At 59.5% G+C, this 24,317-nt stretch carries 19 protein-coding genes, 1 pseudogene and 1 riboswitch; of the genes and pseudogenes, 13 read left to right on the forward strand and 7 right to left on the reverse strand.

Annotation, left to right across the window (positions count from 1 at the left end):
* Window positions 1-7: 7 nt before the first annotated feature.
* Window positions 8-868, reverse strand: a complete 861-nt coding sequence (gene sctJ / locus ACE10Z_RS36430; protein ID WP_375785018.1) for a type III secretion system inner membrane ring lipoprotein SctJ — start codon at window positions 866-868, stop codon at window positions 8-10.
* A gap of 9 nt (window positions 869-877) precedes the next feature.
* Entirely contained in the window at window positions 878-1,501 is a 624-nt protein-coding gene (locus ACE10Z_RS36435; RefSeq protein ID WP_375785019.1) for a nodulation protein NolB, read from the reverse strand.
* 90 nt (window positions 1,502-1,591) lie between these two features.
* Between ACE10Z_RS36435 and ACE10Z_RS36440 the strand changes: the two genes are divergently transcribed.
* A complete protein-coding gene (locus ACE10Z_RS36440) occupies window positions 1,592-2,275 on the forward strand; it encodes a nodulation protein NolW (protein WP_375790010.1) in 684 nt (227 codons plus the stop codon).
* A gap of 1,782 nt (window positions 2,276-4,057) precedes the next feature.
* Here ACE10Z_RS36440 and ACE10Z_RS36445 read toward each other — a convergent pair.
* Both ACE10Z_RS36445 and ACE10Z_RS36450 read right to left on the reverse strand, forming a co-directional pair.
* Window positions 4,058-5,131: a ribonucleotide-diphosphate reductase subunit beta gene (locus ACE10Z_RS36445; RefSeq protein ID WP_375785020.1), complete on the reverse strand. Its 1,074-nt coding sequence runs from the start codon at window positions 5,129-5,131 to the stop codon at window positions 4,058-4,060.
* A complete protein-coding gene (locus tag ACE10Z_RS36450) occupies window positions 5,122-7,059 on the reverse strand; it encodes a ribonucleoside-diphosphate reductase subunit alpha (protein WP_375785021.1) in 1,938 nt (645 codons plus the stop codon). The genes ACE10Z_RS36445 and ACE10Z_RS36450 overlap by 10 nt, the downstream gene beginning before the upstream one ends.
* Before the next feature lie 104 nt (window positions 7,060-7,163).
* A riboswitch (cobalamin riboswitch) is annotated at window positions 7,164-7,378 on the reverse strand.
* A gap of 109 nt (window positions 7,379-7,487) precedes the next feature.
* Between ACE10Z_RS36450 and ACE10Z_RS36455 the strand changes: the two are divergent.
* Window positions 7,488-7,897: pseudogene (locus ACE10Z_RS36455) on the forward strand (IS6 family transposase); the annotation flags it as partial.
* On the opposite strand, the gene ACE10Z_RS36460 reads toward ACE10Z_RS36455, so the two are convergent.
* Together ACE10Z_RS36460 and ACE10Z_RS36465 are read right to left on the reverse strand one after the other, a co-directional pair.
* Complete coding sequence (locus ACE10Z_RS36460) at window positions 7,855-8,793, reverse strand: class I SAM-dependent methyltransferase (protein ID WP_375785022.1); 939 nt, start codon at window positions 8,791-8,793, stop codon at window positions 7,855-7,857. The pseudogene ACE10Z_RS36455 and the gene ACE10Z_RS36460 overlap by 43 nt on opposite strands.
* Before the next feature lie 1,867 nt (window positions 8,794-10,660).
* Window positions 10,661-12,223: a DUF1521 domain-containing protein gene (locus ACE10Z_RS36465; RefSeq protein WP_375785023.1), complete on the reverse strand. Its 1,563-nt coding sequence runs from the start codon at window positions 12,221-12,223 to the stop codon at window positions 10,661-10,663.
* A gap of 1,112 nt (window positions 12,224-13,335) precedes the next feature.
* Between ACE10Z_RS36465 and ACE10Z_RS36470 the strand changes: the two genes are divergently transcribed.
* Window positions 13,336-13,635 (forward strand): hypothetical protein, encoded by a 300-nt coding sequence (locus tag ACE10Z_RS36470; RefSeq protein WP_375785024.1) that lies wholly within the window; start codon window positions 13,336-13,338, stop codon window positions 13,633-13,635.
* A gap of 10 nt (window positions 13,636-13,645) precedes the next feature.
* Here the strand turns inward: ACE10Z_RS36470 and ACE10Z_RS36475 are convergent, their stop codons facing one another.
* A complete protein-coding gene (locus ACE10Z_RS36475) occupies window positions 13,646-13,879 on the reverse strand; it encodes a hypothetical protein (protein ID WP_375785025.1) in 234 nt (77 codons plus the stop codon).
* Window positions 13,880-13,987: 108 nt separating this feature from the next.
* Between ACE10Z_RS36475 and ACE10Z_RS36480 the strand changes: the two genes are divergently transcribed.
* The 10 genes from ACE10Z_RS36480 (at window position 13,988) to ACE10Z_RS36525 (ending at window position 24,175) form a co-directional block, all read left to right on the forward strand.
* On the forward strand, window positions 13,988-14,881 hold the full coding sequence (locus tag ACE10Z_RS36480) for a hypothetical protein (RefSeq protein WP_375785026.1): 894 nt from the start codon (window positions 13,988-13,990) through the stop codon (window positions 14,879-14,881).
* 33 nt (window positions 14,882-14,914) lie between these two features.
* Window positions 14,915-15,451 (forward strand): hypothetical protein, encoded by a 537-nt coding sequence (locus ACE10Z_RS36485; RefSeq protein ID WP_375785027.1) that lies wholly within the window; start codon window positions 14,915-14,917, stop codon window positions 15,449-15,451.
* A 2-nt stretch (window positions 15,452-15,453) separates the two neighbouring features.
* Complete coding sequence (locus ACE10Z_RS36490; RefSeq protein WP_375785028.1) at window positions 15,454-15,882, forward strand: tetratricopeptide repeat protein; 429 nt, start codon at window positions 15,454-15,456, stop codon at window positions 15,880-15,882.
* Between the two features lie 8 nt (window positions 15,883-15,890).
* A complete protein-coding gene (gene sctV, locus ACE10Z_RS36495) occupies window positions 15,891-18,008 on the forward strand; it encodes a type III secretion system export apparatus subunit SctV (RefSeq protein WP_375785029.1) in 2,118 nt (705 codons plus the stop codon).
* Between the two features lie 209 nt (window positions 18,009-18,217).
* Window positions 18,218-18,622, forward strand: a complete 405-nt coding sequence (locus ACE10Z_RS36500; RefSeq protein WP_375785030.1) for a tetratricopeptide repeat protein — start codon at window positions 18,218-18,220, stop codon at window positions 18,620-18,622.
* Between the two features lie 260 nt (window positions 18,623-18,882).
* Entirely contained in the window at window positions 18,883-19,314 is a 432-nt protein-coding gene (locus ACE10Z_RS36505; protein ID WP_375785031.1) for a hypothetical protein, read from the forward strand.
* Between the two features lie 130 nt (window positions 19,315-19,444).
* Window positions 19,445-19,636 carry a hypothetical protein gene (locus tag ACE10Z_RS36510; RefSeq protein ID WP_375785032.1) on the forward strand — a complete coding sequence of 64 codons (192 nt, stop codon included), beginning with the start codon at window positions 19,445-19,447 and terminating at the stop codon, window positions 19,634-19,636.
* A 613-nt stretch (window positions 19,637-20,249) separates the two neighbouring features.
* The gene (locus ACE10Z_RS36515; protein ID WP_375785033.1) at window positions 20,250-20,960 is read left to right on the forward strand and encodes a hypothetical protein; all 711 of its coding nucleotides are present in this window, start codon (window positions 20,250-20,252) and stop codon (window positions 20,958-20,960) included.
* A gap of 135 nt (window positions 20,961-21,095) precedes the next feature.
* Window positions 21,096-22,745: a M16 family metallopeptidase gene (locus ACE10Z_RS36520; protein WP_375785034.1), complete on the forward strand. Its 1,650-nt coding sequence runs from the start codon at window positions 21,096-21,098 to the stop codon at window positions 22,743-22,745.
* A gap of 56 nt (window positions 22,746-22,801) precedes the next feature.
* A complete protein-coding gene (locus tag ACE10Z_RS36525) occupies window positions 22,802-24,175 on the forward strand; it encodes a M16 family metallopeptidase (RefSeq protein WP_375790011.1) in 1,374 nt (457 codons plus the stop codon).
* Window positions 24,176-24,317 lie beyond the last annotated feature (142 nt).

Here is a 24,317-nt window from a genome sequence, read left to right on the forward strand (position 1 = left end):
GTCCTGGCTATGTCGCATCGGAAATCATCTTTTTGCCGGCGGCATGGACAGCCGGCGCGTTCGAACGTCCGCCAAACATGCTCAGTTTACGCGATGATTGTCCGAACTGACGAATACGTGCGCCCAGCAAGACGTAAGATACGATGCCGAATGCGACGCCGGCGCCCCCCACCCCGAGTGCAAACAACGGCGTTGAAGCTGACTTAGCTGGTTGAGCCGAACTGGCTGCCCGCGCCTGCTCAAGTGGAGCACGCTCAACCGGCACGAAGACGACCGCCACCTTGTCGTAGGACAGCCCTTCGATGCTGTTGGCGACGAGCATCTTGATCTGCGGTAACAGTGCCGCGAGCTTTGCGCTGGTGCTATGTCGAATGAAGACCGATGCCGAGGATGGGGTCGCATCTTGCCGCAACAAATCGTTCTTCGGCAGGACAACGTGGACACGCGCTGAAAGGACGCCATCGATATCGCTAATCGTGCGCGACAATTCTTCACTTAACGCATAAACGTAACGGGCGCGCTCCTCGATCGGTGAGGCAACCAGGCCCGATCCTTTGAACACCTCGCCAAGATTCTTGAAAGATTGACGTGGCAGCCCCTCGACATTCAGCAGGTCGATGGAATACGCGAGCTGCTTTTCCTCGACCTGGATTGTGCTGGTTCCGTCCTTGGCAACAACACGGACGGCATCCACACCCTTGCCAAGCAGAAGCGCAAGCATCTCATTGGCCTCACGCTCCTGAATCTTGGTGTAGAGATCAGCCTTGCAGCCGATCAACGGAAGAAGAAGTGGTAGGGCAAGACAAATGCGAAGCCGCCGCCACGATTGACGGCCGCCATTGTTACTCCTCGGCATCACATCAATCATCAGCCTCACTCAGCCCGCCGATAAGAGCTTGTTCAACGATGAGCTGACGGCGCTGGTGCTCTTGGAGACGAGGGAAACCTGAATGACGTCTCTGTAGACATCCCGCAGGTTCACCATCATTGAATCGAACTCCGCTCCTGCCGGTTTAACCGCCGCATGTGCGCCGACGTCGCCCACTTGCAAGAGCAGCTGCGCAGCCGGTCCAGGTTGCGCGCCATTCGGAGCAGATGGCGCGCTGCAGGCAGCCGGAGAAACGGAATGGCTCCGGTACATGGTGGAAAGGGCTTGAAGGACGCGATCGCCCGGCGGACTCGCCGGCGCGTTCGCGCGCTGAATCTCCGATAACGGAGGAACGACCGCCACTCCACCTGCAACTGAGGAGGCCGCGGCCCGATTGGAAGCCGCTTGCGCAAGGGATTGCTCAAAGTGCGCCTGCTCGCCAGGAACCGCCGGCGAGCAGGCATTGGAAAGACAGTCGACTGAGTTGGGAGAGATCGGCGTTGCGCCTACCATCATAGAAGGAGTCATTGTTCTCGTGTGATGAGACCAGGCGTTGTTGGCCGATGAACGGATCAGGATCGTAGATTGGCGAGCTGACGAAAACCTGACGAAAGATGCCGCTGATTTCGTCATCTAAAGATCACGTTTGGCTTCCAAGTTGGAATGAAGATCCCGGTTTTCTTCTCAGGCGGAAGACCTGTGGGAATGCTCGTCCGATCCACGATGGTGCACATTTTGAAGAGAGTTCTCTGTATCGGGGTTTTCATTTGTCTTGGAATGGTGAGGGCGCTTGGCGCATCCCTATCCCTGCCATCGACCCCTTATAGCTATACGGTTCTGGATCAGGACCTTTTCGCCGCACTGCAGGAGTTCGGCAACAATCTCAATATCAAGGTCAATGTCAGTGCCGAAGTGAAGGGTCGGATTCGCGGGCGAATGCCCGACCTGCCACCACGGGAGTTCCTCGAGCGTTTGACTAACCTGTACAATCTTCAATGGTATTACGACGGGCTCGTGCTTTACATATCCGCTGCCCATGAGGCGCAAAGCCGGCTCATTGTGTTGACCCCGATCAGCTTCAACGCGTTCAAGACCGCGCTCGATGCGTTCAACATCTCCGATGAGCGCTATATCGTGCGGCCGGCCCCGGGAGATGGCCTCGTGCTGACTTCGGGCCCGCCACGCTTCATCGCGCTGGTGGACCAAACGCTTAAGGGCCTTGTGGCGGAGGCGCAGGCGCGGCGAAATCCCGCCGCTGCCGAAAAGCCGCCGCGGGAGTCGGTTTTGATGTTGTTTCGCGGCTCCTCGAGCATGGTCATTCGCGACGGACGACCGGAAAATCATTATTCTTCCGAAGTGCCGCATCAGGACGGCATCGTGCGCGAAGCTGGAACAAGCCAGAAGTGACTTAATGATGCGAGACGGCTCTGGCCGAAGTCGATCCGACCAGCATTGGCTTAAATCCATCTGATCGTCAGCTTCTCGAAAGATAACTCTTCCAGCATGAGCGCGCGGATGTCTGGACGGCGTGCCGCCGGGCGTCGCAATGGAGGTGCGCCTCCGTACACCAGGCGGGAGCGTTCGCATCGCGCGATGTCGCTTCATCTTTTTGAAAGGAGTAACAAGATGGACTTCAATCCGATCGGCCCGTCGAATACGAGCCCAGAGCCGGACTCACCGCGACCGGCCACGGACGCAACCGGCTTTGAGCAGCAGCTCGGCGCCGTGCAAGGTGGTGCTTCCCCGCATCGTGCCGCCTCCCCAGGGCACGCCTATTCGCCATATTTGGACGTAGACCATCCCTATTCGCGATACTTGGATGCTGGGCACCCCTATTCGCCTTACCTGGATTTAGCGCATCCCTATGGGCCAGACTTGGGTTGGGAGGGTGATCCACACACGCCGATTGAGGTCCACGCTGAACCGGCACCGGAAAGCTCCGCGCAGCACCTCTCGCAGCACACGATCGCTCAGGCGATCGAGGCATATCCGGGTTTCGATCAGGATGAGATATGGCAAAATGTGGATGCCGGCGTGCCGCACGCAGGGCCCTTGCATGCTGAGCCGCCGCACGTCGGGCCATCACAGGCTGGCCCATCGCATGCTGGCCCATCGCATGCCGGGCCATCGCACGCCGGCCCCTCCCACGCCCGGCCATTTCAGGCCGGACCATCTCAAGCTGGGCCTTCCGAAGCTGCACCGCCAGAACTTTCCGAGTTCCGTATGTCCGATGGACGTCGCGCCAAGGATTACTGGGTTTTCACCGGCCAAACAGCTACAGGCGCTCAGATCGACATGCTGGAGCGCAGCGGAGTGAAGCCGAGTAAGGACCACCCGACAACAATGTTCACGCTCCTCGGAGTGCCTCACACGGCCGAATGGAGGGAAGAAGGCTTCATTCGTCTCACTCCGTCGCTGGACCCGACCCTTTGGCCTGCAGACCCGGATGAAGATCGACCGGCAGACTCGGGGGAAGATCCCCCTACCCGCTAGCGACCACAGCCGGCGCAGGGCCATATCCGAAGGCGATAGATTGACCTTGCCAACGGCAGGAGAACTTGGTGACGGCCGCTCTGGCCGGCGGATATTGCGCCGGCCAAGCTCCTTCTTAAAGGGCCCACTCGATAAGGCAGAGACCTGATCGAGATAGGATAGCTTACGGCTCGAGACGAGCGATCCACAGCTGACCCTCTTCACGCTACGCGCCTCCCGGCCGTCCGGTTTGCTGTACGTGGACACCGCCGCGCAAATCGACCACCTTGATCATCAAGTGCGATCGCCACATGCACCGCCCCTGTAACGAGCTCGCGACTTCAACTCGGGCTTTCGCCGCCCCTTTGGCCAACGGGTACGTAAACCTGTCCATCGGTCCGAATGGGCCAAGTCGCGCTGTCCTTGCCGCAGCAGGTCAGCGCGCTTCAAAGTCGCCCGTCAATGTTCGCGCTTGGCCCGGCGCTCGAAACGATTGTAGATCGTCGTATCGAAGTCCCTTGCACCGAAATAACTCAGTACGAGGGAACCAGCCTCCACTTTGGCACATCGCTCCCGTCGGCAGGCATCCGCCCCATCATAATTTCGAGCGACTTCGATCATGTCACTTGAGGTCCGCTGTGCCTCCGGAAGCAATAGCAGAGCGGACGTCCGCGAACGCCGATACGCACGGGCGCGCTAAAACGCTTTGCCGATTGCCTACATACGGCCGAAAGCCGCCCACACCCCGTCTTCGCCGTCCCAGCTGCCGCGACTCGCCGCCTTGGAATACTCCGTGGCGCGCTGCTCGAAGAAATTGGCGTGCTCGACGCCGTTGAGAATCTCGACGAGCCACGGCAGCGGATGCGCCTTGACTTGGATGAACTCGCCCTCCTTAGCCTTAAAGAAGCCGAAGATCGGGGAAATCCGGAGTTGGGTCAGTCGCCAGTCGGCGACATAGCGGACGTAGGCGTGGATTTGCTCCGGGCGCATGCCCTCGATCTTGCCTAGGCCAAAGGCGAGATCGACGAAGTTCTCTTCCAGCTTCACCATGGTCTTGGCGACGTCGACGATGTCGTCGCGGACGGAGCGCGTCAGCGCGCCGGTTTCGCGGTGCCATTCGTGAAACAGCTTGATGACGCCCTCGCAATGGAGACTCTCGTCGCGCACCGACCAGCTTACGATCTGTCCCATGCCATTCATCTTGTTGTGGCGTGGGAAGTTGAGCAGCATAGCGAAGCTCGCGAACAACGCCATGCCTTCGGTGAAGGCGCCGAACATAGCCAGCGTGCGAGCGACATCGGCCACGGTGTCAACGCCGAACGCGTGCATGTAGTCCGCCTTGGCGCGCATCTCCGCATAGCCGCGGAATGCCTCGAACTCGGTCTTGGGCATGCCGAGCGTCTTGAGCAGCAGCGCATAGGCGTCGATGTGGACCGTCTCCATGTTGGTGAAGGCCGCCATCATCATCTGGACGGTGAGCGGCTGGAAAATCGGGATGTAGCGCTTGAGATAGTTGTCACCGACCTCGATGTCCGACTGAGTGAAAAAACGGAAGATCTGGGTGAGCAGTGCGCGCTCGTTGGCGGTGACGCGGTCCGACGCCCAGTCCTTAAGGTCGCTGCCGAGCGGCACCTCCTCGGCCATCCAGTGGGTCTGCTGCTGGCGCTTCCAGAACTCGTAGGCCCAGGCGTAGCGATCGACGTCATAGCAGCCGGTTGAGTCAAGGAGGCCGACGCGCCCCTTGCCGATCAGCATGCGCGGATCGACGGAAGAGAGATCGATCACTGACATGCGAGGCACTCCTCATAGTCGGTGCGCGGCGGCTGCCGCGGCGCGGCCTTGTGGCCGTCGACGATCTTCCCGGCGAACGCGGCGCGCGAGATCGATTTTGAACGGCAGTAATAAAGGCTCTTCACCCCACGCTTCCACGCCGTCCAGTGCAGCATGTGGAGGTCCCACTTATCGACATCGGCCGGCAGATAGAGGTTGATTGACTGGCTCTGGCAGATGAACGCGGCGCGGTCGCCGGCAAGCTCGACGATCCAGCGCTGGTCGACCTCAAAGGCGGTACGAAAGATCGCTTTCTCGTGTTCCGACAGGATGTCGAGATGGGAGACAGAACCCTCGTGCGCGATGATCGACTGCCAGGTCGCCGAGGTGTCGGCGCCCTTGGCGGTCAGCACCTTGGCGAGATGAGGATTGCGCACCGAGATGGCGCCCGACAACGTCTTGTGGGTGTAGATGTTAGCCGGGATCGGCTCGATGCAGGCGCTGGTGCCGCCGCAGATGATGCTGATCGAGGCGGTCGGCGCGATCGCGATCTTCTGGCTGAAGCGCGCCAGCACGCCGCGTTCCAGGGCATCCGGGCAAGGGCCACGCTCGCGAGCGAGCGCCACGGATGCCGCGTCGGCATCGCGACGGATTTTTCGGAACATCTTCAGATTGAACGACTTGGCCAAGACACTCTCCATCGGAATGCCCTTGGCCTGGAGGAACGAGTGGAAGCCCATGACGCCAAGTCCGACGGAGCGCTCGCGCAGGGCGGCGTAGCGGGCACGCTTCATGCCGTCCGGCGCCACCGTGATGAAGTGGGTGAGCACGTTGTCGAGGAAGCGCATGACGTCCTCGATGAAGCCGGGCTCCTCATTCCACTGGTCCCAGGTCTCGAGGTTGAGCGACGACAGGCAGCACACCGCGGTGCGCTCCTCGCCGCGGTGGTCGATGCCGGTCGGAAGCGTAATCTCGCTGCACAGGTTGGAGGTCGAGACCTTGAGGCCGAGCTCGCGCTGGTGCTTGGGGAGCGCGCGGTTCACGGTGTCGATGAACAAGAGGTAAGGCTCGCCGGTCTGCAGCCGGTTCTCCAGGATGCGTTGCCACAACTGGCGGGCGTCGATCTCGCGGACGACCTCGTTAGTCTTCGGGCTGCGGAGAGCGAACGCGGTACCGGCGCCCACGGCACGCATGAACTCGTCGGTGACGTTGATGCCGTGATGCAAGTTGAGGCTCTTGCGGTTGAAGTCGCCGGACGCCTTGCGGATCTCGAGGAACTCCTCGATCTCGGGATGGTGGATATCGAGATAGGCCGCCGCCGAACCGCGCCGCAACGAGCCCTGGCTGATCGCCAGCGTCAGGCCGTCCATGACGTGGATGAACGGGATGATGCCTGAGGTGACGCCGCCCTTCACTTTCTCGCCGATCGAGCGAACATTGCCCCAGTAGGTGCCGATGCCGCCGCCGTTGGCGGCAAGCCAGACGTTCTCGTTCCAGGTGCCTACGATGCCTTCGAGCGAGTCCGACACCGAGTTAAGGAAGCACGAGATCGGCAGGCCGCGCGTGGCGCCGCCGTTGGAGAGCACCGGTGTGGCCGGCATGAACCATAGCCGAGACATCGCGTCGTAGAGACGTTGGGCATGCGCAACATCGTCCGCGAAGGCGCAAGACACCCGCGCGAACATGTCCTGGAAGCTTTCGCCGGCGAGCAGATAACGGTCGGTCAGCGTCAGCTTGCCGAACGACGTCAGCAGATCGTCGCGTGACCGATCGAGCGTGAGATCGGACGGCTTTGGTGATGGCGCGAGGGGCCACGGCAGCGGGGCCGGCGACGGCGGCGGCACAACACCCAGGTCAGGCGCGGTAGGCTTTGCCTGTGCTGGCCGCGGCCGCAAACTCGGCGACTGAACCAGATGACCATGCTGATCGAAATCGTAAGACGGCGACATCGGCAACCCCGCGATGTTTGGAGCTGAGGCCGCGCGGACGACTTGCGAGGAGACCGGGTAAATGTCCCTGTCTGCAAGCGACCCCACGGGGCACCCCGCCCGAGGACGTTCTGTTCTGTCGCGGCAGGTCTCCTGGCTCGCGGGTCACTGCGGCTGTCGGCCTTCCCGGCGCTATCGCGCCAGTGACCATCATGACAACCGCTCGCCGCTTACAGTTGCGGGGGCAGCCCCGGATTAGCCGTTGCCGGCGCACCGGGTTCCCTCTTAGCTTCCATCCTACGAGATGTGGCGATGGAAGACCGTGGCAGGCCTACATATAGGCGTTGCTTCCCGAGATTCGTCAAGGCATGTGCTGGAGAGATCAAGATTAAGGCAAAAGGGCACCGTCAAGTTAACGAATTGGAGCGGCTGAGGGGTAGACGACCGGCATGCCGACCGCCCGGGCCCCTCTTTATCGCCGCGATCGCTTCCCGCCGGAGGTGATCAGCGACGCCGTTGGCTGTATTTCCGGTTTCCCTGAAGCTTGCGCATGGTCGAGGAAATGCTGGCCGAGCGTGGCATTGATGCGATCTGTGAAACCGCGCGTCAGTGGGGAAGGAAACTCGGCCAGGCGTTCTCCGATCGGATCCGCCAACGCCTCCCGCTCGCCGCGACAAATGGCATCTGGCCGAAGTCGTTATCCATCGCGGGCGAACAACATTGGCTCTGGAGCGCTGTCGACCAGAATGGCTTCGTTCTCGACGTCTTGATCCAGCGCCGGAGAAACTCGCGCGCTGCGCAGCGGTGCCTAACCTGTTACGGCTCCAGCGCGACCTGCAAGCCTTCGTTGCTTTCAACATGAACGTAACGAGGCCCGATCGGCCGCCCCCTGCCGCAGGCGACGGTGACAATGTCTTCCAGAGGCGTGGCCCGCGCATCCGCCTCGGGGCGGGACAAGATCAGATCGGCGTGAAACAGCCCTTCTGATTCGAGGCCGGTAGCATCGACGCCAAGGACCGCCAAGCTGGCCAAACAACGTTCAAACTCTTCAGCATCGCGAAAGCGACGCTGGATAAACGTCGCGCCAGTAAGACGTTCTGTCAAAAAGCCACGCTTCGCGAACGTCGCGGCCAACGAATCAAATGGGAACATTCGTAGCACGAAAGAGATGATCCATGGACGCTTCTCTGTCGCATCGAGAATTTTGCTGAACGTCTTCTCGGTAATGTAGCCGATGCACCCCGTCGACATGATAACATCAGTGGAGCGAATAATACGCGCGTCGATCGTCGATAGCGTCTCCTTTTCAAGATCAGCGACAATGCCCTGCTCAAGAAGACCAACACGTGTTGCATAGCTGATCGCCGGGGCCGATACATCGAGGCCGATAAATCGCGCCAAACCGACATCAGGCCAAGCTGAATAGAAATTGCGATCGAGACGCACCAGGGTCTCAGAACTAATCGCCCTCATCTCGCGCCGGGCGTAGCGATGGCGCAAGCCCCCGAAGGTGAGCGGAAACCGATGCACCGCTGCATTGATGCCATATGAGCAGCCAACATCAAGCACGACCGGCTTAAGACCAGTTGCCGAAGCTTTCGCTGCCAGAATCTGGCGCACAACCGGCTCGGCCACGTCCGGGATCATATAATCCAAGGCTCCCAAGACAGAGAAATATGCCCTCGGATCATCCAAAGCATAAATATCATCGAAGATAGCTTTAGACTGATTGATACGCGAAAATTCTGTTCGCAACTCAATGTCTCCCGTTTCGTTTTGCAAGCCACTCGACGGCTGTTGCCTTCAAGTACTCGATGGCTTATCGCAGAGATAGGCCGACACATAAACCCCATCGCGCGCTTTTTCAGTCTCGCTCGCCTCGTGAAGCAGAGGGCCCACCTCTTATTGCAGAGCACGGAAGATGGGGTTGCTCCAAAAGCGTCTTCGGCATTTGAGTTGTGACGTTGAGGGCTTCTTCAATGTCGATGGCAGCCATTGCAATGACCACAAGAGCGCGCACGGCTTTTGTCGCTCCCGTACTTGAACCCGACATGCTTGCGCAGCCATCCAACATGCGCGCGCGGGTCAAACGGTTCCTTCGCGCCAGGCGCGAACCAGTGCCCCCCGCGTAAAGGAACCCTCATCTCATCCCCGCCGACTAGGACGCTTCCCGTCGTCCACTGAAGGCACGGTGTCGTCGAGTACGTCCGGGAGATCTGCCTCGGGAATGGCGTCGGCAAGATTGGTTCGATTTGTGCCGCGGGAGAATCGTTCCTTCCAGGAATGGAAAAATCAAGCGCGTTGGCCGCACGCGTCTACGCACTGTGGGCGCTCGATATGCTGCGACCACAAAGCCACGCGCGAGGTCGGCTTGGTGCGCGTCTCCTGCATCTGCTGGAAGATAAGCTTGGCGTGAGCGATGCGTCCGTCCGTTTCTTGTTAGGCCGTGTCGAAGCGATGGACCGTAACGGGTTCCATTCGGCCGGCTTTTTCTGATTCAGAGGTCGCTAGTTAGGTACAGAGGGTAGAATTCATTACCTTAAGGAGACTCGATCTTCGTCAGCTTTTCGCAAGCTGACCTTGCTAACATAAAGAGAGTAGGTCATCTCGCGGCGACGCCGCTATCTGAGTGTTACGACATGGACGCAGGTGCAACCGATATCGCGACAACAGGGCCGGAGGCTGGCGCAAACCCCGACACCGCTGGGAACGGCGGCGACGGCTCGCCTGCAGCGCTATTGCAGCGAGCGTTCGAGAAAGCTCTCGTTTCCGTCGCCACGCAAGTCATAAGCGATTCTCAGTCCGATATGGATGACGCCATGAGCGAGCTCGATGATGGATGAGCCGGGATGCTCCGCCCGACATAGGAATACATCGGACGTGGTGATCAAATCGAACCCCGATTGGCTGAGCAAGCGAGACTTGGCACGTATCAGCAGCTAGATCGCGCCTTCAACGATCTTCCGGATCCGTGGAACGAGCGGGTCCGTGAATCCGAGTGCCCCAGATCTTTTCGGCAGCGCGCCGCTGCGACCTTCTTCTGACCTTCCGCAGCAGCAGATTTTGACAGCAATGCCGATGCTCAAGGCCTTGGCACACTGCCGTCGGTACCCTGAAAACCTGCTGGACCTCCCACGACGCAAAGGTTGACGCTCACCCCTCTTCGCAGGCCATAACAAGGGGGCTCAACGCGAGACAGGGCGATAGCTTCCCCTTTTTGAGTTGATGATAGATCGCACTGCTCAGGCCGTCCTCAATCTGATCGCGCCAACCCCGCGAACCTGCCCAGTACAGCGATCTTATAGGGATTTTCCCCCGAACGCCCGCATCGGCGGGAGCGTTGACGGGCAGAGAACCCTGAGGCGCTCGTTCCTATGCAGTGCCTCGCCGGCAACGGGCCGGGCAGCATCGAAGATGCGCGCCGCTGGTCGGGTACCGAAGCCCTGAGGCCATAGCCCGTTTGTTGGAGAGGTTAGCGGCAACGCTGTGACTGCCGAGATCATCTAGATGACAACGGTGATGCTGGATCGATACGCCGCCGCGCCCGCCCTTCACGTGGCCGAAAATGAAAGCGGGCGCTTGCGCCCGCTTCCACGATTTGCCGACACGCCTGGATCGGGCCTCACGCCGGCTGTGCATCGCGACCGAAAATGCGCTGGAACATCATCTCGCGCATCATCGTCTTAAGATCCGGCGGCGCGTCCGGGTTCTCATTGTGGTTGATGACCGACTGCGTCACTCTGCGTCCGGAATTGTCAACCCATCCCTGATCTCGCTCATGGATTGTTTGAGCTCCATCCGACGTCAGCTGATCAAGGGTCCGCCCGGCATTGGACTGCGTCACCTTCAGATTGTTCTTTCCATCCTTGTCGTCGCCGAGCCCCTCGACAACCATGGCATTGTCGCCGTTGGTGATGGTAAGCTTCGAGGAGATGGTTTTTCCCTTACCATAATCGACCGTGTCCACGGTAATCTTCGTGCCGTCGTCGAGCTGGAAAGTCATACCTTTCTTGAAGTCGAAATCATCCCTGCCGTCGCCATTCGCATCGACGTGAGGATCGCCGTGGATCCTCGAGACATGGCCGGTCTGGTTGTTGCGAACGGTCCAGGTACCGTCCTTCTCATCGGCTGTGATCGTATATTTGTCACCAAGGTTGATCGTCGCCTTGCCGTCCTTGACCTCATGCGACCACACTGGGGCCGGCTGAGGCGGGGGCTGATATGATGGCGTTGGCGTCTGAGCGACGGCAATCGGCACCATCGCAAGAGGCGGCGGCGGAGGAGGAACGAAGAAGACGGGGCTTGCACAGGCAGGCGGCGCGCTTGCAGACTGGTAATTGCCCGGCGCGCGTCCCTGTTCACCGGCATCGATACTCGCCTGATTCACCGCGCCTCCGGCCCCATCGACCCAGCTTTGGCCGCTCTCATGGATCGTCTGGGCACCATCGGCTGTCAGCTCATCAAGAGTCATGCCAGCGTTTGACTGGGTCACCCTCAGATTGTTTTTGCCATCCTTGTCGTCGCCGAGCCCCTCGACAACCATCGCGTTGTGGCCATTCGTAATGGTCAGCTTTGAGGAGATGCTCTCGCCATTACCGTAGTCGACATTATTGACGGTAATCTTTGTCCCATCGTCGAGCTGGAAGGTCATATCTTTCTTGAAATCGAAGTCATCCTTGCCGTCCCCGTCTGCATCGACGTGAGGATCGCCATGGATCTTTGTGACATGGCCGGTCTGGTTGTTACGAACGGTCCAGGTGCCATCCTTCTCGTCGGCCGTAATCGTATACTTGTCGCCTAGGTTGATCGTGGCCTTGCCATCCTTGACCTCATGCGTCCACACCGGATCGACCGAAGGCTCCGAGCCCTGGTTCAGCTGGCTCGACAGCATGGGAGGAGGAGGCGGCGCCATCATGTACGCGGGAACGACAACGGCTGGAGTGACGAACGCGGGTGTCACCACAGTGGGCGCGACGACGGCAGGGACGACGGCCGCAGGAACGACCGCCGGAGCGACAACGGCGGCGGTACTTACCGGCAGGTACTGGTAGGTACCAGCCGGGGCATACTGCCCCAACAGTGTATTAAAAGCGGGACTGGCAACCGCGCCTTCCGGCCCCACTCCGTTCATCGTCGAATCAAGTGCGCCGACCACGGGGAGACCGGCCACGGGAAGATACGCCATTTAGTTCACTCCTGTTGCATCGAAGAAAGCGGTAAAACTGCGAGCGTACGCGCACAATCAACCAGGAACTCATTCAGAACGCACCATTAGCCCGATGGCGAGCGAATGGATGCCTCTCGCTGCCAGCGCCGGCAGCCTTGATGAGGCCCCTCCCTCTCTCATTTCAATTTCGCAGCGGCTCGGCACGAGCATATCGTGCGCATCCAACTCGCAGGAACTCTACCCGCAATACCTGTCGAAAAGCTGACGACAACGAACCACCGACTGAGCATCTCAACCGTCGCTAGGATTCGAGGGGATGTGGATCGCATGACTGCTCGCAGCCGCTGGCCGCCGCGACAGACCACCTCTAGGCAACTATCGACACCCGCCGATCACAGGTGATACGTCGCGTCATGAACATCGATTGAATGTCCGATGCAGGCCGCGCCGATAGGTCCTGTTTCTTGCAAAATCTCACTCCGCCTTGCTCTTGAAGCAATAATCTTCGAGGCCGAGTTGGCACGTCCACCCGGTCCTCACGATAGGTGACGCGATCGCCGCGACACCGCCAGTCACTCCATCCGATCAGGGAAGCAGCGTTCCCGCCGCTCCCGGCCACGCGCTATTGCCCCGGCGGCAACCCAATAGACCGCCGGACGCGATCTGGGTTGTACCGGCGATCACACCGTCAGTCTCCGCAGCATCAGCGTGCCGCCCTAACTAGGTTCCCGCCCCACTCCAAGAGTCACCACAGCTGCGGATTAGATGACTCAGCGCTCATCGACATATGCCACAGCCCACCCTATCGGCTTATCGACCCGACTTGCGCACCGGACCGCGCACGCAGGTCAGACTTACCCAGCGAGCTTCACCGAATCCAGCAATTGCGTCTGAACCCACACGCACGTTCGCGGCTCCCCTGTCGCTTCGCCGCCACGCCAACCATAGGACGGCCAGCGAGCCTCGGTGAGCTTGCAGCTACCGGCAGGTGATGGCTGCTGCAAAGGATCGACCCAATTACCTCGAACGTGAGACTCGTCAGCTTCTCGAAAGGTAGCGCCCCTAGCATGAGGCCGCTGAACTCTAGGCGAGGAGTCGCCTATTGAGCGTAACGAGCATAGGAGAAGCCGATGATTGGAGAAATGATCGGAAGTGCTGCCGGCGGATGGCTTGGCGGACCTGCCGGAGCTGCGATTGGTTCCGCAGTGGGCGGGGCCGTCGACCATACCTTTGAAAAGGTACTCCACAAGCTGGAGTCCGATGATAGTCACTCCGACAAAACTGCCGACAACAAGAACGCTGAAACGGGCAACGTACAGCCCAAGACCGACGGTCTCGGCAAGCACGCGGAGCTGAGCCTCAGCACCCTCGGAGGCGAGCAGGTCTTTCTGTCTATTCCTGCCATCGTTTCGCCGGCTCGCCCGACATAGCAGGCCACAACTAACGACATACGACAAAGAAAGGTGAATAGACATGGCGGTTGATAGTGTTGGCGGTAACGGCGCCGCTGCTGGCGCCCAGCAGTCCGCGGATGCTGGTTTCCAGAACCAGATGGCTGAGTTCGAGCGTGTTAGCCAGAACGTTCAGCGTCAGGCCGTGGAAATGCGCAGAATTACGACCGAGCTCTCTTCCGAGAAGAAGGTCGCCGACGAGCGCGTCCAGTAAGTCTGCCAAGACGGCAGCTCACCGCGTCGCTACCGGACCCGCGCAGTGAATGACGAACTGCGGAACAGCCGTACGGCAACTGCCGTACGGCTTCTCTCGTTATTCAGGAGATTATCCGTGAACGAATCGATCTCTCTTGAGTTTGAAGTGCTGTCGGGGCTTTATACTGGGCTTACGGGTAAAGCAGCCGCTGGGCCCAGCCTCATCGGCAGCGGCCTCGATGCCGATCTGATCTTCGTTGAACAAGGGCTGGAACCGCGTCACCTTCGCATCACCCCACATGGCAATTCGATCGAGATCGAGGCCCTTGCTGCCAATATCAGTCTGGACGGCCACGAAAATATCGTCCCAGGCGAGCGCGTCAGTGTTCCTCTTCCTGCCGTCGTTCATGTCGGCGCCATGTCCATTCGCTGGTCGACACAGGATTTGCCGCAGGCTGGTTCGAGCAACCGCTCACTTAGCTCGATCGTGGCACTTGGCCTGGTCTTGCTCAGCTCGGTTGTGATCGGTACCGTCTCAACCATCTTCGCCCCAACCGATAGCGCGGTGGCACTGAGCACCGATGCATCGCCTGCTGTCGACGTCGCCCCCAAACCAACCATCAACCATGTTGATGAGAGGGCCGCTGATGCAACCGCCGAACTGCTGCGGCAGGAGGTAGAACGAGGGGGCCTTCTTAGTATCAAGGTCGGCTCCGGAACGGGTGTTGTGACCGCGGAAGGCACTGTTACGCCTGCCCTGGTCGCAAAATGGCAGGAACTCCAGCAATGGTTTGATCATCGAACCAACGGAACTCCTGCTCTTGTGAACGCGGTCACCGTCAAGGACGAGAAGACGCCGTCCTCGATTGCTGTCCAAGCAGTTTGGCGCGGAAGTGAACCTTATCTGCTCATCGGCGGCCAGAAGTATTTCGTCGGCGCGCTGTTGAGCAATGGATGGACAGTCGATCGAATTGAGGATGGGCGAGTGTTGCTCAGTCGGAACGGCCGGTCTGCTGCTCTCCCCTATTAAAGTTTCTATCCTGCAGGAAAGAAGGAGAAGTCGATGGCTAGGCTGCCCCAGCACCCTGTAGGGCCCGGCACCTCATCGCAGGGGTTCAACGTCGGCGAGAATGCGCCAGTCGTCCGCCCGACCAACCTGCAAACCAATAACATCGAAGTCGATGGCACGCAGGCAGACGGCGACACGAAACAGGCGTCGTGGCGGGACACGCCCGCGCGCGATCTGCCAATTGATGCTGCGACAGAAGCCGCGCTCGAGGTCAACTCTATCGATGCCCTTTCCCGCGTCACTCTCTTCGAGAGGGGTGCGGGATCCAATGAGATCGACCCACGCGCGCTATTGACCTCACTTTATGGCCACAATCTCTCACATGGCCTGCTCTCGTTCGTCATTCCACGCCTACGTCATCCGGACGTGCTGCGCGCGGACAAGCATGGTCCTCTCCTGGAACGCCTTACTCAAACACTGGAGGCGACGCCAAACGACAAGACGGCTTGTGAATGTTTGGCAATCCTGCAGCAGGAGCTGCGGCGGCTTCTTCTGCTTCGGCAGAATCAGAACAGCTTGATCAAGGGCTAACAATGATCGACTCGGATCGGGTGCAGCACGTCGCCCCTGGGTCGGCCCCAGACGTTTCCAAGTCCGGCGATATCTTGCTGATCTCCGGGCCTGAGCGTGACCTGCTCTGCGCCCTCTCCTATGTCCACCTCGCGTGCGGGCAGAGCGCACAGAGTCTGGCTCTGCTGCGAATCGCAGCTCGCGAACATTCCCAAGATGTCGATCTACTCCGCATTCTAGCCTACACTCTCATCTCGGAGGGCCTTGGCGATGAGGCACTTGCTGTGCTGGATCGGCTGGACGCACTTGATGCTCACCCGTCTTCACGCGTGCCCTTAACGCTCTTGCGCAGTCACGCGCTGCGACAGGCAGGCCGCATGACCGAGGCCCGCGACGTCTTCCAACACTATGTGTCATTGCGCTGCAGCACAGCGATCATCAAACAGCAATAGGGACCTACATGGCCAACGTCTTGCGTAGCTTCATCGTGCGCGCGCCGGCCCGCCCGGATTTTATGGTCGCATTGCTGCTGCTTCTGGCGATCGGCATGATGATTATCCCGATCCCGATCATCGTGATTGACATGCTGATCGGCTTCAACCTTGGCTTTGCCATATTGCTGCTGATGGTCGCCCTCTATCTCAGCACGCCGCTTGATTTTTCGTCCTTGCCGGGCGTCATCCTGATTTCGACGGTATTCCGTCTCGCGCTGACCATCGCAACAACACGGCTTATTCTTGCTGAGGGCGACGCGGGCAGTATCATCCACACGTTTGGCGACTTCGTCATTTCGGGGAATATCGCTGTCGGAATAGTCATATTCCTCATCGTGACCATGGTGCAGTTCATGGTTCTTGCCAAAGGCGCCGAACGCGTCGCAGAGGTGTCGGCGCGGTTCACGCTCGACGCGCTGCCGGGCAAGCAGATGGCGATCGATGCGGAGCTGCGCAATAGCCATATCGATCAACACGAAGCCCGTCGCCGGCGCGCCACACTGGAGCAAGAAAGCCAACTTCATGGCGCCATGGATGGTGCCATGAAGTTTGTGAAGGGCGACGCAATTGCCGGGCTGATCGTCATCTGCATCAATATGCTGGGCGGGATCAGCATCGGCCTCCTCTCCAAGGGGATGTCGCTCGATGAGGCGCTGCATCAATATACGCTACTGACGATCGGTGATGCGCTCATCTCTCAGATTCCGGCTCTGCTGCTGTCGATTACGGCCGCGACCATCGTCACGCGTGTCAACGGGCCTTCCAAGCTCAAGCTGGGCGCCGATATCGTCAACCAACTTACGGCGAGCACACAAGCACTTCGGTTAGCCGCCTGCGTCTTATTATTGATGGGACTTATTCCTGGCTTCCCTCTGCCCCCGTTCGTCATCCTGGCTGTGCTCTTCGCTGCAGCGAGCTATGTCAAGGTTGGCGCGAAAGGCGACAAGGCGGCCGCTACGACGGGCGGAACTGTCACCGTCTCGACTCCGGCCCCAGCACAGACTCAGAAGCAAGCCGTTCATGCGGAAGCCCTTCCGATCGCGTTATTCCTTGCGCCGAACCTGACGCATTCGATCGACAAGAAGGAGCTGGAACAGTGCATCGCGCGCGTTTCAACGCTGGTATCGGCGGATCTTGGCATCACAGTTCCGCGTATCCCGGCTCAGATTGATCAGCACTTGTCCAGGTCACAATTCAGGGTGGATGTCGATAGCGTGCCAGTTGAACGGGACGTCATCGATCCGACGCAACTCGCGCTCAACGACGATGTGGCGAACATTGAATTGAGCGGCATCCCGTTTCGGCAAGACCCGGAGACGAATCGGATCTGCATCGAAGAAGGCCATGCAGCTGCTCTCAAGGCCGCCGGAATCGGATATCACCGTCCGAGCGAAATTCTTGGCTTACGTCTCCATTCCACATTGACACGCTATGCACAGCGCCTGGTAGGCATTCAAGAGACCCGCCAATTGCTCGGCCGGATGGAGCAGGAATACGCTGATCTCGTGAAGGAGGTGCTGCGTACGACGACAATCCCTCGAATCGCCGAGGTCCTGCGCCGCCTACTCGATGAGGGCATTCCAATTCGCAACACCCGCCTGCTCCTGGAGGCATTGGCAGAATGGAGTGAACGCGAGCAAAACGCCGTCCTGCTCACTGAATATGTTCGTGCCACTCTGAAACGTCAGATCTGTTTTCGCTATGCCAATGCCCACCGTGTTGTGGCCGCTTTTATCATCGAGCGTGAGACCGAGGATATTGTGCGCAGCGCGGTGCGCGAAACCGCTGTCGGCCCATACCTGGTTTTGGACGATTGGCAGAGCGAGAGGCTGCTTGCACAATTCCGTCAGATCCAGTCCACCATCGCACAAAGTCAGAGCCAACCCGTCATTCTCGGGTCGATGGATATCCGGCGTTTCGTACGCGGTTTCCTCACCCGCAACGGGATCGATCTGCCCGTTCTGTCCTATCAGGATCTTGCCTCGGATTTCACGGTCCAGCCGATTGGATCGGTCAAGCTTCCGGCTGCGAAGGACCAGGCTCCTTCCACGGAGCGTACTGGGCTCCTTACCGCTGCGAGCTAACAGAGCCACGGCATGTCGCCATGAGACAGCCTATGAATTCGTATGAGACAAGCATCGGGCGGCACTTGTGCTCCTTTCGTCCGAACTCGTGCTCAGCCCTCCTCGCCATTGTACTGCTGGCAGGTTGCGCTACCTCGGAGCCGTCGGGTCTCCCAGTCCAGCAAATGTTCAGATCAGACCCAGCCGACGCCAAGGAGATCGATCCTGCTATGCGCGAGCGCATTTCGCACGCTCTCGGTCGGGATTCTGATGAGCAGACTCTGCGCGATACGTTGAAGCAACAACCGGACAACGTCGATGCGGCGATTCCTCTTGCGCGGGCCCTCTTGGCACGCAAATCCCCGGATGAAGCGCTTGACGTGCTTGATACCGTGTTATTGGCAGTCCCCAGCGACCTGCGCGCGCTGAATGCCAAGGGTGTCGTGCTCGATCACCAGGGCCGCCATCACGAGGCGCAAGCGCTCTACCGCCAAGCTCTCCAAACAGAACCCGCAAATCTGATGTTGCGCAACAATCTCAAATTATCGCTCGCACTTGATGGGAAGCCGGCGACCGCGAACGCCAGTCTACAACCGCAAACGGACGGCGGGCACGCGTTGGACCGATCGAGGTAGCGTGGCGAACAAGCACGACCCGCCGATGCTCGATGCCTAGCTGTCAGCTTGCCGACAGCTAGGCTGACTATGAGTAGCACCAAGGCTCAAGGGCCAGTTCCCGCGAAGCAACGTCGTCGATAGGAATGCGAATCGCCATGTAAAACCGCATCAATGACTCATCCATCAGTCACGCCGCAAGCGTTTCCGAAGCCGATGAAACGCGACAGCGCGCCACCAATGACCGGTACGCTGATGAGGATAGCCAAAGGTTCGCGGACATGTTTTCCCCGCTGAATTTAGCATCCGCGGGTTCGCAGGCTGGTTCATCTTCGACAGCAACCCGGCCCTACTCTCTGGTTTCCGAGCCGCCGGTGGTTGAGATCTCAAGGTCTACCTTCGAGGACAAGCTAGCGGAGTTTTATGGCGACGACCTAGAGAATATCGCTGCGCATCCGCAGCGGTATTCCCGTCCCGTTTCCCAGAAGGCCCAGCGCACGGCGGACATCGCGTTTCGCTTCGGTACGAAAGCCGGTTCGGAGAAGGCGCGATATTTCAGCTATCAACTCGGTAACAAAAGCGTTGGACTCCTGAGAACGGAACCCGGCGGCGCCATGAGCAAACTGTTCAAAGGCGACAATACTTGGCGGGAGACGTTCCCTGGGCGAGATGAAATCACGTCAACGATAGATTTCCGCGTTACTCATCGATAACGCGGGCGATATTCTGCTGGAACATCAGCTCCGGCTCGATGGCGACGAACCGCTCGTCCTGTCTCACTCTTCCAACCCCGAAGCAAAAGCTCGCGCACGAGCATTGGGCTTTGTTGAGGTAAGCGATTCGATGATGGTGCTTGACCCTACCAAGCGCGCGGACAAGTGGAAGAAGAACAGCGAGGGCAAATGGCAGCGGGAAGGCAAGCCTCCTTTATATCTTGCCGCAGCTGAAGACAATGGTGGTGACGATGCCAAGCGTAGCGGGAGTGCAACCAATCACGCGCAAGATCCGTACGACGATGGATACGACTTTATGTAAATCGCACAGGCTCACACTGAGACAGCTCACGTGATTAGCCAGATTGGCTTTGGAACGGGTCGGACCCGCATCTGATGCCTAGGCATGTAACGCTTTGATCACCGACGTCAAACTTCCTGCATCGGGGCGGACCGGAGGGATTGCGCTTTACGCAAGCCGGCGTATCCGCTTTCCCTGCGCGAGCCGCGTCGGACTCGCCGGAAGCGCGCGCCATCGATATCCATCGTGCGTTTGTCGAACACGATCAATGCCCCCGGCGGCCCTGCAGGTTTAGTCGCCATGGCTCATCGAGCTCGCAAGCCTGCTATTGCGCTGACCACAAGCATGCGGCGGGCCGGGATCCCCGCAATGAAAAGGGGCCGAGCTCCGCCGAAAGCAGCGGCAGCTCATCATTCAAACCACCAAGAATGGGCATGACCATTTCCACTGTCTAATGACGCACTCAAGGCGTTTCCGAACTGCTCAAGTGCTACGGTGCGCAGAGCCGCAATTGCATCCCACCAACGCAAGGAGGTGACGGCGTGCTTTTGTTCATAGCAAATAGGCTTTGCGAGTGTTCGGGCGATAGTTCGCGCGCTGGAGCGCTCGCGCCGCTCGCGATAGGAGCACTCGGATGATCACGCCGGTTCGGCGGCGCTGGAGTCCAAGAGAGCTATTTCACGCTCTTACGCCAGCGATGTTCACCGCCGAGCCATCGGTTGTACGCGCACGTTGGGACAGATTGTGGCCTGATCTGTACACCGAGTACGACGCCAGGCATTTGAGACAAGAATTGTCAGCCCGAAAGCTGATCGCGACCGATGAAGCCGGGGCGTTTTTCAATGCCTGGGAGGCCGATGAAGAGCGCCACACCGATGGCTTCATCCGCATCATTGAACTCGTCGCTAATGGATCCGAAAAGGATCTTCGGAGGAGATTGGACGCTCGATCGCATGATTTTGGCCCGATCGGCGAACACCTGAAGGACGAATTATCCCTGATGGTTATGATTGCATTTGATGAGATGTGCACTTGCCGCGCCTATGCAGCAGAAAAGCCATTTTATGACGCCCTCGGGAACAACACGTTTCATCATTGGTTGCGGGAGGCAATTGCCGATGAGGCGGTTCACTCGATGAACGCCGCTAACGTTATCCGTGCGCGCTACCGCGACCGCATTGGCCAAGTGGGCCCAATTCTCGATAACCTGATCCGCGCTACCGATCATCTACGCTATTCTGGCACCTTCGTCCTGGACTACTTCGGCGGAGTGTACTCCAAGGAGCTGCTCGCCGGCTCCCGCCTCGCGATCATGAGAAATATTGCCAGGCCACTCACGGTGTAGAGCGAGATGTGTAACAGCGTGCCTGGCGAAAGTTGAGCCGGCGTCACATCGCCGCTCAATCTACCTTCCCCGTAAGTTTCCATTCTGGCATTGCGCCAGGTTGTCGTGCGACGTACGCAATGTCGTGTTCACGACATGCCGACCGTCGACCTTTGGCCAGAACATACGCGCCGGTTCTGTTTTGCGTCCACTTGGCGTGCCGCGCCGCCGTGCGCAGGCCATCGGGCAATTGGCCCGGCCTTTGCTCCGCTGCATGCCATGCCAAACGGGGTGCGGCTCGCCGCTTTGTCGGATTGCCCGCCACAAACGTGGATCACCATGGGAACGAAAGGCGATGCCATGAAGAACCGGAGTTCGGTCACTGCCAAGGCGGGAGGTACCGCCGCTGGTGCCTTCGACCCGACGACGCGCACCGCGCTGGCGGTCGAGCACAGAACAGATGGTAGCACTGACCTAGACTTTCCTGAAGAGGGCATCGTATTTGCCGAGGACTCGGTCAAGTCGGATCGACCAGCCAGCTTCACGCTTCAGAACGGCCTGCAGGTGGTGGTGATTGCGGATCATCGTACGCCCGTTGTGACTCAGATGATCTGGTATAAGGTCGGCTCCGCCGACGAGCCGCCGGGCAAATCAGGGCTTGCGCATTTCCTTGAGCACCTGATGTTCAAGGGCACGTCCAAACACCCGGCGAATGAATTCTCCCAAACCGTGCTGCGCGTCGGGGGCAAGCAGAACGCCTTCACCGGAGTCGACTACACCAGCTATTTCCAGCGCGTGCCACGCGAGCAGCTCGGCAAGATGATGGAATTTGAAGCGGACCGCATGACCGGTCTCATTCTCAAAGATGAGAATGTGCTGTCCGAGCGCGATGTCGTGCTGGAGGAATTCAATAAGCGCGTCGCCAACGATCCCGGTGAGCGGCTCACTGAGCAAATGATGGCGTCGCTTTACCTCAACCACCCCTACGGTCGCCCTATTATCGGGTGGCGGCAGGAGATCGAAAAGCTGGACCGCGAGGACGCGCTTGCCTTCTACAAACGCTTCTATGCACCGAACAACGCGATCCTGATCATCGCTGGTGACGTGGATCCCAAGGAAATCCGCCCCGTGGTGGAGGAGAAGTTTGGTGCCATCCCCCCGCAACCGTCGATCCCCGCGGAACGCCTGCGACCGCTGGAGCCGACGCCGGCTGCGTCGCGCACCGTGACGCTGGCCGATCCCCGCGTCGAGCAGCCAGTCTTGCGCCGCTATTATCTCGTGCCGTCGGCTCGCACTTCGGAGAGTCCAGTGCTTGACGTGCTCGGGCAACTGATGGGCGGTGGCGTCAACTCATATCTCTATCGCACGCTGGTAATCGACAATCAGCTCGCGGTCAGTGCCAAGGCGAGCTACCACGCTGCCGCGCTCGATCCCTCGCAGTTCGTGATTACCGCCATACCAAAACCTGGCGTCAAGTTCGGCCAGATTGAGCGCGGCATCGACGAGGTGATCGCCGACATTGCGCATACCCCCCCGAGCACCGAAGATCTCGAGCGCGTCAAGACGCGGTTGATCGCGCAGGCAATCTACGCCCAGGACGATCAGGAAATGCTCGCGAGCTGGTATGGCAGCGGTCTGACGACGGGACTATGCATCGATGATATTCGGGGCTGGCCGGATGGCATCCGCGCCGTCGGTGCACAGCAGGTGCAGGAGGCAACTCGGAAATGGCTCGACAAGAAACGCTCGGTGACCGGCTATCTCATCAAAGAGTCAGCGCCAAAACACGAGGAGAAGCTACAGTGACCTATTCTTGCACACGACGTGGGGTCCTCCTCGGCGGAGCGTCGCTCTCAATCGCGATGCTCGCCTCGCCCGCTCCGCTTGCCACGGCCAGGACGCTTGCCGCGACCAAGATCAAGCGCCTGGTCTCGTCTTGCGGTATAGAAGCCTGGTTCGTGCAGGATTCCACTGTCCCGTTGATCGCCATGGAATACGCCTTCGCGGGCGGCGCGACCCAGGATCCCACCGACAAACCCGGCGTCGGCCACATGGTTGCTGGCCTGCTCAAGGAAGGTTGTGGCGATCTTGACTTCAAGACCTTTCATGAGCGGCTCGACCGTCGTGCCATAGAGCTGAGCTTTCGCTCGACCCACGATCACTTCCGCGGCGCCCTGCGCACGCTCAACGACAACGCGGACGAGGCCTTCGAGCTGTTACGAATGGCGCTGACCTCGCCGCGTTTCCACCCGGCCGATGTCGAACGGATCCGTGCCAGTAAGCTTGCGCGCCTTCGGTACGGCTCGACTGATCCTTCCTCGCTCGCCAATCGCAAGTTCCTCGAAGTCGCCTTTAACGATCATCCTTATGCTCGCCCAGCTGGGGGCTCGATCGAAAGCCTGCCGAAGATAGAGGTCGCGGATCTCAAGGGCTATCTCCGACGCGTGATCGCAAAAGAGACACTCAAGATCGCGGTCGTCGGCGACGTCAATCCGGAGGTTCTCTGCACATTGCTCGACAGGACCTTTGGCGGCCTGCCGGCCAAGGCGGACTCGACGCCGGTCTCCGACATTGTCGCAGCAAAGCCGCCGCAGCGCGTCTTCATCCCGTTCGATGTGCCGCAGACAGTTGTGACTTTCGGTGGTCCCGGCGTCCGCCGCAGCGAGCCCGATTTCATGGCGGCCTATGTCGTCAACCAGATCCTTGGCGGCACCGGTCTGACGTCGCGGTTGTTCCGCGAAGTCCGCGAGAAGCGCGGGCTTGCCTATTTCGTCCGTGAGAACCTCGTCTGGATGGATCATTCGGCCATGTTTGTCGGCAGTAGCGGCACCTGCACCGATCGCGCCGGCGAGACGGTCGAACAGATTGAGAAGCAAATCCGCCACATCGCCGAGGAAGGCCCGACCCAGCAGGAACTCGATGATGCAAAGTCCTACCTGAAGGGCTCGCAAGTGCTGGCCATCAACACAACATCAAAGCTTGCGCAAACGCTGCTGCAGCATCAGCTTGACAAGCTGCCGATCGACTATTTCGAAGAGCACAACGCCGTGGTCGATGCGGTGACGTTGGAGGACGCCAAGAGGGTCGCGCAACGGCTGTGGGGCCAGGGCCTGCTCACCATTATCGTCGGCCGCTCCCCAATGGACGGAGCTCAGTCGGCCACCGTGCCATCGCCGACCACATCGCCAGCGGAGAAGCTAGACGCCACACCCACAATACCAGGGAAATCCAATTGACTTCTAGGGAACCCAGGCGCGTAGCAATTGCCTCGCTGTCCACTCGCACTGATTGCGGTGGGAACTGGAGCACGGCTACCGGGGCACAGAATCCGGCTCAAAATGTTGGACCAAGGTTGAATCACAGGAAACGGCGGCCCCT

This window comes from Bradyrhizobium sp. Pha-3 (genome assembly GCF_042258615.1).
GTDB lineage: Bacteria > Pseudomonadota > Alphaproteobacteria > Rhizobiales > Xanthobacteraceae > Bradyrhizobium.